This is a genomic window from Halomonas sp. NPDC076908 (genome assembly GCF_050269715.1).
GTDB lineage: Bacteria > Pseudomonadota > Gammaproteobacteria > Pseudomonadales > Halomonadaceae > Vreelandella.
Window position 1 is genome coordinate 1 of the sequence record NZ_JBNNIW010000063.1, and the last position, 7,618, is coordinate 7,618.

At 49.8% G+C, this 7,618-nt stretch carries 7 protein-coding genes and 1 pseudogene; all 8 read right to left on the minus strand.

The window, feature by feature from the left end; genetic code table 11:
* Nucleotides 1-91 precede the first annotated feature (91 nt).
* Nucleotides 92-937, minus strand: a pseudogene (flgK, locus tag ACQKE4_RS19640) (flagellar hook-associated protein FlgK); the annotation flags it as partial.
* 73 nt (nt 938-1,010) lie between these two features.
* On the minus strand, nt 1,011-2,045 hold the full coding sequence (gene flgJ, locus ACQKE4_RS19645) for a flagellar assembly peptidoglycan hydrolase FlgJ (protein WP_427389922.1): 1,035 nt from the start codon (nt 2,043-2,045) through the stop codon (nt 1,011-1,013).
* On the minus strand, nt 2,045-3,112 hold the full coding sequence (locus ACQKE4_RS19650; RefSeq protein WP_427389928.1) for a flagellar basal body P-ring protein FlgI: 1,068 nt from the start codon (nt 3,110-3,112) through the stop codon (nt 2,045-2,047). The genes flgJ and ACQKE4_RS19650 overlap by 1 nt, the downstream gene beginning before the upstream one ends.
* Nucleotides 3,113-3,223: 111 nt before the next feature.
* Nucleotides 3,224-3,913, minus strand: coding sequence for a flagellar basal body L-ring protein FlgH (locus ACQKE4_RS19655; protein ID WP_427389923.1), 690 nt, complete (start codon nt 3,911-3,913; stop codon nt 3,224-3,226).
* Nucleotides 3,914-3,935: 22 nt separating this feature from the next.
* Nucleotides 3,936-4,718 carry a flagellar basal-body rod protein FlgG gene (gene flgG, locus ACQKE4_RS19660; RefSeq protein WP_427389924.1) on the minus strand — a complete coding sequence of 261 codons (783 nt, stop codon included), beginning with the start codon at nt 4,716-4,718 and terminating at the stop codon, nt 3,936-3,938.
* A 50-nt stretch (nt 4,719-4,768) separates the two neighbouring features.
* Nucleotides 4,769-5,527, minus strand: coding sequence for a flagellar basal body rod protein FlgF (locus tag ACQKE4_RS19665; RefSeq protein ID WP_427389925.1), 759 nt, complete (start codon nt 5,525-5,527; stop codon nt 4,769-4,771).
* Nucleotides 5,528-5,558: 31 nt separating this feature from the next.
* Nucleotides 5,559-6,776 carry a flagellar hook protein FlgE gene (flgE, locus tag ACQKE4_RS19670; protein ID WP_427389926.1) on the minus strand — a complete coding sequence of 406 codons (1,218 nt, stop codon included), beginning with the start codon at nt 6,774-6,776 and terminating at the stop codon, nt 5,559-5,561.
* Nucleotides 6,777-6,811: 35 nt separating this feature from the next.
* The gene (locus tag ACQKE4_RS19675) at nt 6,812-7,501 is read right to left on the minus strand and encodes a flagellar hook assembly protein FlgD (RefSeq protein WP_427389927.1); all 690 of its coding nucleotides are present in this window, start codon (nt 7,499-7,501) and stop codon (nt 6,812-6,814) included.
* Nucleotides 7,502-7,618 lie beyond the last annotated feature (117 nt).

Here is a 7,618-nt window from a genome sequence, read left to right on the forward strand (position 1 = left end):
AAAAGTAGCCGATGTAAGTCGAGCCAGTAGGTGTTTAGCGGTGTTACAGCCTGAGTGCGGTACTGGCTGAGGTACTATGAGAAATCCAGGCTAGGGTTTCTGAGCGAAATGACAACAAGCCGCCCAATGCCCCGCCTTTAATAGTCGATTCATTTAGCTGAGTCAGATTGCCACCGCCATCGCGGTAACCAATTACCGTACGTTGAGGGTCATAGTCAGCCTGCATTGCTTCAAGTTGGAATGAGCTCGTTCCTGTGACTAGCGGCTGGCCATTGGGCAGGCTGATATTATACGTTTTACCATCCTGTACATTCAGGCGTAAATCCATGCGCTCGTAAAGCTGGGAAACTAAGTGGTCGCGCTGATCAAGAAGGCTATTCGGTGCTTCACCGGTACGCGCACGCGCCAAAGCAATCTCTTTATTTAAACCCGCAATTTGCTCTGCGGTATTATTAATTTGGGTAATTTCATCTTTAATCTGGTTATTAATATTGCTCTGCATATCTTGCAAATAGCCATCAAACGAGCGGAATTGAGCACTCAAGGTATTGGCTGTGCCCAACACGCCTTGGCGCGCTGCGGGATCAGACGGCGCACTGGCTAAATCTTCTAACGAAGAGAAAAAGTTTTGCATCAATGGCGCTAGCCCCGCTGCGCGGTCTGCTAGCAAGTTATCAATTTGTGTAACTTGATTATAATAGGTAGACAACGCACTCGACTGGGTTTTGGCGCTGTTTAACTGATTAGCAACGTAGGTATTGAACTGCCTTTCAATATCGTTAACTTTCACGCCCCCAGTACCAGCACTACCCTGGCCCAACTGGGTAAGCTCACGATTGTGGCCTGGCGTATAAACATTACTAATATTATTGCTAGTCGTATTCAGAGCGTTCTGCGCGGCGTTGAGGCCGCTTAAGCCGATCGAAAACATGCTCATGGTTCAATTCCTTAGGCCAATACCTATCTATTTTAGAAATATCGGCACTGCGCAGAAAAACTTGAGAAAAAGGCTAGCGAGAATCAGCCAGGAAATTACTTTCGGCGTTAAGCGGGCCCATGGTGTTCATTACTGCTACTAACTTCTCAGCATAACGGGGATCGGTGGCATACCCTCCGCGCTGAAGCTCCCGTGCCGCTTGCTCGGCGGTAGCCGCTTGAACAACACCCGCATAGCGTGGGTTGTTACCGATCAGACCGGCATAGTCAGTGAATGCGTGCTCAAACGAATCGTATACCCGGAAGGTATCAACCACTTGCGTACGTCGCCCGTTAATATATTCATGGGTGACAATATCGGTTGTTTTACCCTGCCAATGGCTACCCGCTTTAATACCAAATAAGTTGTGACTGTTTTGTCCGCTGCGTGTGGCAATTTCATGACGCCCCCAGCCTGTTTCAAGCGCTGCCTGAGCCAAAATCAGCTCGGCGGGAACGCCTGTGGTTGCACTAGCGGCTTGAGCAGGAGCCGACAGTGTTTGGACAAACTGGCTTACATGATCAGTTGCACGTGTATTACTTTGACGAGTTAACAAGGTTTCTTCGACCGTATTACGCTTGTCCATGCCTTGACGAATGGCTTCTAACTCATCCAAGAAGCGCCCACTGCCTTGAGGTGATGCTGCACCACCTTCTCGATTCGTCTGTAGTGAGTCGTCAATCACGCGGGGCGTCCCGCGCGGAATACCTGCAATCAATGCCTGCAGCTCATGGTCTGCGTTTGCTGCTGATTCGCCCCTGGAAATCGCCCCTTGGCGCTCTAACTGCTCAACAAGCGCGTCAGCAAGGCCAATACCACGCGAAGCCATCACCTGGGACCACTGCTGATCCAGCATCGATTGATAGGTATCTGTCGCGCTACTGTTCATGAGATCTGAGCTGGGAATGGCTTCGCGCATACTCTTCATCATCATCTGAATAAATAACGCTTCAAATTGCTGTGCAGCGCCATGAGCCCCCGCTTCAGGGTCGATGCGTGCGTTATGCTGAAGTCGCTGAAAACCACTGACATCTAGCGCAAACTGGTTGGTCATGTCATTCGCGCTCATTAAATGACCTCCAGCTCAGCACGCAATGAACCTGATGCTCTTAACGCTTCAAGGATCGACATGAGATCTTGTGGCGTTGCACCTAATGCATTAAGTGCGTTCACCACTTCATTAAGCTGAGCGCCCTCTACGATCTGCAAAAAAGCCTCTTGCTGTTCAATATCTATGTCCGCATTAGGCACTACAACCGTTTCACCTTGCCCAAAGGGTGCCGGTTGGCTAACCCCAAACTGAGTATCAATCATGATCGATAAACTACCGTGCGCCACCGCTGCTTGACGTAGTGTAACCGCACTATTCATCACTACCGAGCCTGTGCGTGAGTTCAAGACCACCCGCGCAGGTGCGTCCATAGGCGTTACCTGCACGTTCTCTACACGTGCCATAAAATTGACTCGCGAATTATCATCGGCAGGCCCATCTAGCGCGATCACACGACCATTTCGAGCGTAGGCGACTGATTGTCCAAACTCGTTGTTAATGGCGGTAACCATACGCTGTACAGTGCCAAAATCGGTATCGTTGAGCTGCAGTTCGAGTACGCCACCGTTACCACCTAAATTAAGCGGCACCTCCCTTTCAACTAAGGCGCCGTTAGGAATTCGCCCTGATGCCTGCTGATTGATTTGAACACTACTGCCTCCAGCCTGGGCACCCGCGCCACCCACCAGCATATTCCCTTGAGCTATCGCATAGGTGTCGCCATCAGCACCTTTAAGCGGCGTCATTAGTAACGTCCCGCCTCTTAAGCTACGCGCATTAGCAATCGATGAAACAACGATATCTAAGCGTTGGCCAGGCCGTGAGAACGGTGGCAGGTCGGCGGTTACCATCACAGCTGCCACGTTACGCAGCTGTAAATTGGTGCCTGCCGGAATGGTGACTCCTAACTGCGATAACATATTGCTCAAGCTTTGGCTGGTAAATGGCGCTTGGGTCGTCTGGTCGCCAGTACTATCAAGACCCACCACTAACCCATAGCCCACTAGCTGGTTATCGCGCACCCCTGCAAAGCTTGCCAGCTCACGAACACGCTCTGCATGGGCAGGAAAAGCTAACAGGCACATTAGCGCCAAAACACCGAGCTGAAGAAGCCATGTTTGTATAGATCGATAACCGCCTACACGCAGCGCTTTTATCCGTGATGATACTGCTGACATTATTTGCTCTCCGGAGGGCTAGAACGGTGATACGTTCAAGAAGAAACGTTGTAGCCATCCCATGTGCTGCGCTTCATTGATGTATCCATCACCTACATATTCAATGCGGGCATCAGCGACCTGTGTCGAAGGTACCGTGTTTTGCGCGGTAATAGTGCGAGGGTTTACCACCCCTGAAAAACGAATAAATTCTGTTCCTTGATTAATCGCAATCTGTTTTTCGCCCCGCACACGCAAATTGCCATTATTCATGACTTCTAAAACAGAGACAGTAATCGTGCCAGTCATAGTGTTGTTAGCTTGGGTGCTGCCCCCGCCTGAGAAAACGTTATCTCCCGAGACATCAAAGCCAAAGTCTTCTAAAAAGTCGATAATGTCCGGAATTTGAGCGATATCCAACCCCGCAGCCCCACTGCGGTTAGCGCTGGACTGCGAGTTTTGGCTTGCACTCACCTGCTCATCCATCATGATGGTAAGGATATCGCCAATCGCACGGGGGCGCCGGTCTTCAAAAAGAGGCTGATAGCCTTGCCGAGCTTGATAAATAGAACCATTGGGTATTGGTGGTGGGCGATCAACAATGTTGATCTGCTCTTGCTCTCCCACCACAGAGGCTCTTGGAATTTGAGCGCAGCCAGCAATAACCAGCATAAAAACCGCCAGTACTACTAGGGCAATACGACGTGATGTGTGGTGCAATTCCAGCATAACGCGACCTGTTAGTAAGAGATTACAGCTGACTTAAGCGTGCCAACATTTCGTCACTGGTCGAAATTGCCCGACTGTTAATTTCATAGGCGCGCTGGGTCTGAATCATATTGACCATTTCTTCCACCACATTTACGTTCGAGGTCTCAACATAACCCTGGAATAACCGTCCTGCACCGTTCATACCCGGCATATTTTCATTTGGTGCCCCTGAGGCACCCGTCTCCAGATAGAGGTTACCGCCGATGCTTTGTAAGCCCGCCGGATTAATAAAGGTGCTAACCGTTATCTGGCCTACTTCATTATCTAATGCAATACCTGGTTGGCGAACACTGACGGTTCCGTCTTCACCGATATTCACTGACAATGCGTTTTCAGGTAAAAAAATAGCAGGCTCAACCGGATAGCCATTAGCCGTTACCATTTGGCCATTTTCGTTTAACTGGAAGCTTCCGTCGCGGGTATAGCCCACAGTGCCATCGGGTAGCAATACTTGGAAAAAGCCTTCACCATTGATCGCAAGGTCACGCGAGTTTTCTGTTTGCTCTAATCCACCTTGGGTATGCAAACGCTCAGTAGCAACGGCACGCACACCGGTACCGACCTGCATACCTGAAGGCAGACGATCTTGAATATTATTCTGAGCACCTGGCTGACGCATGTTTTGATATAAAAGGTCTTCAAATACCGGGCGTGAGCGTTTGAAACCATTAGTGCTAACGTTGGCCAGGTTATTAGAAATCACATCTAGCTTGGTTTGCTGTGATTCCAAACCAGTTTTAGCTGTCCACAACGACTTAATCATAATTAGGCTCCCTTGACCGACTGACCAACATCAACCACGAATGGTCAGCATTAGCCTTGAATAGATAGTATGCCATTAGCACGTTGAGCATTTTCGTCAGCAGTACTGAGTACTTTCATCTGCATATCGTAACGACGTGCAACATCAATCATCGAAACCATCGCCTCAACAGCGCTGACGTTACTCCCTTCAAGCGCTCCACTGACTAACGTGGCGTTTTGATCAGCGGGTAAAGCCCCCGGCTCACCTTCATCATTAGGTTGTGCACGAAACAGGCCGTCATCACCACGAATTAATGCGCCATCTTCAGGCGTTACCAGTTTGATACGACCCACTTCGACTAAGGCTTCCGGTCCTACTCCTTCAGGAATGGCGCTAATGGTGCCATCAGCACCGATAGATACCTGTGCACCTTGGGGAATAGCAATCGGGCCACCCTCGCCAATTACTGGACGGCCTACGCTCAACAACACACCATCAGCATCAATCTGCAGATCACCACGCCGTGTATACGTTTCCGTACCGTCATCAGCCAGCACCGCCATCCATGCGTTACCTTGCATGGCTATATCCAGTGTACGTCCCGTGAACTCAACGGGGCCCTGGGAGAAATCACTGCCCGGGGTGGTAGTTACCGCCGATGTACGCGTGGCGAGCAGTGCTTCCCCTTGAACGGGGACGGAGCGCGCAGCCTGCAACTGCGCACGAAAACCAGCAGTGGTCACATTCGAAAGGTTATGACTCACCACCGATTGCTGATCCATACTGTTCTTGGCGCCACTCATGGCGGTATAGAGCATTCGATCCACGCTACTTACTCCTTACAAAAATGACCGATTATTAAAGATTAATAATGGTCTGCAGGAGCTCGTCCTGTGTACTAATGGTTTGCGAGTTAGCCTGATATGCGCGCTGGGCAATGATCATATCCACGAGTTCACGAGCCATATCAACGTTAGAAGTTTCAACGGCGCTAGGCTCAATCATGCCAAGCAAACCAGTGCCCGGCGCGCCGATCAACTCTTGGCCAGAGGCACCAGTTGCAGTCCATAGATTATCGCCTTCGGGCCTTAATCCCTCAGGATTCCGGAAATTGACTAATGCTATTTGGCCAGCTGCGCGGGACTGCTCATTAGAGTAGTTACGCATAATGGTGCCATCATCTTCGATGGTAATCCCAACTAAAGCACCAGAGGTATAGCCATCTTGAACCGTGTTATTAACGGTTGAGTCATTTGCAAATTGCGTTGAGCCCTCAAAACTCATTGCAACATTTAATGCTTCTAAGGGATTACCAGCTCCAAACTCAATATCGTCAAACACAGCAGCATTCGTGTTATCAGCTTGAAGCGTACCGTTTTGATTGAATACTAAATTTCCCAAATTGATATCATAGCTACCGCCACCAGCAGGTCCGCCTGACAAACGGCCATTAACCGCCCACTGGTTATCGTCGGTTTTAGTGAAATATAAAGAAAGGTTTCGTGCATTGCCTTGGGAATCAAACACAGTGGCATTAGTAGAGTAATTATAGGTATTAGCATTATCTGCATTAAATGCTGCGGCTATAACAGGCTGCCCTGAGTCTAGGTTTAACGATATATCTAGCTGAGTGGTTGCGTTGGCCTGTAAGTCTCCCGGCGGCACTTGCATTGGCTGCACATTACCACCCGCCTGAACGTTGCCCTCGGCATCAGCGGGATAGCCCATTATTTGAGCGCCCTGTGCATTAACTAGGCGACCATCTGACGTCATGGTTAGCTGGCCGTTACGGGAATAGCCGACTTCGCCATTTGTTTGCTGAAAACGGAAGAACCCGTCCCCCGCAATGGCTAGATCCATATTACGGTTAGTGGACTCAACATTACCCTGGCTAAAATTCTGCAATACGGTTGAGGTACGAACGCCAAGCCCTATGCGGGACTGGGCATACACATCGGCAAACTGCACATTGGAACTTTTAAACCCGACCGTTTGTGAGTTGGCAATGTTATTACCCACTGCACCTAACTTTTGCTGCTGTGCGCTTAGACCACTGAGTGCTTGTGAAAAGCTCATGATGTTCCCCTGAGAAAGCTGCGTTTAATTAATAATTAAAGAATTTGTTTAATTTGATCGAGACCGACTTGGCCATAGATAGCGCCCAAATCCAGACGTACATCGCTGCCTCCAGCCCCAGGAGATACACCTTGTACTAGTGCATAATTCAAGGCCTGTGTTTCAAGTGCATTTCCTTCTGCATCAGTCGCCTTGAAGCTAACGCGATACGCACCTTCCGCCACAGAGCCACCATCATTGGTCATGCCCCCCCAGCTAAATGACTCAACCCCCGCAGCAACCGCACCTAAATCCCGGGTATAAACTACCTCACCTGAGCGATTGGTGACGGTTACCTCGACGTTCTCCGCTGGCTTGGCTAATTCAATGCCGAATGGCGTTGCGTAAGTACCATTTTCGGCGTCAACGCTTACCATGACATTGTTACCAGGCACCAGAACGGCTTTATCAATCAGCCCCGCCGCCTGAAGCGTTTTAGCAGCATCCATTTGCTGTGTAATGCCATTCAAAGTGTCGTTTAGCTGTTCGATACCGCTAACCGTATTGATCTGCGCCAACTGAGACGTCATCTCAGCATTGTCCATCGGATTAAGCGGATCCTGATTCTGCAACTGGGTGATCAGCAGCGTCATAAAGCTTTCACGCAACTCATCAGATTGGCGCGCAGAAAGACCATTACTGCCGCCGCCGTTGACGTTATTCAAGACGTTGGTATCGATATTCATGGTTTAACCCTCACCCAGGGAAAGTAAGCGTTCATTCTAAGACGTCCTGCCGCCCGGCTGACATTCGCCCTACAGTAACCTCACATTTGCCCACACGAGGTTACCCCCATGAGAAAG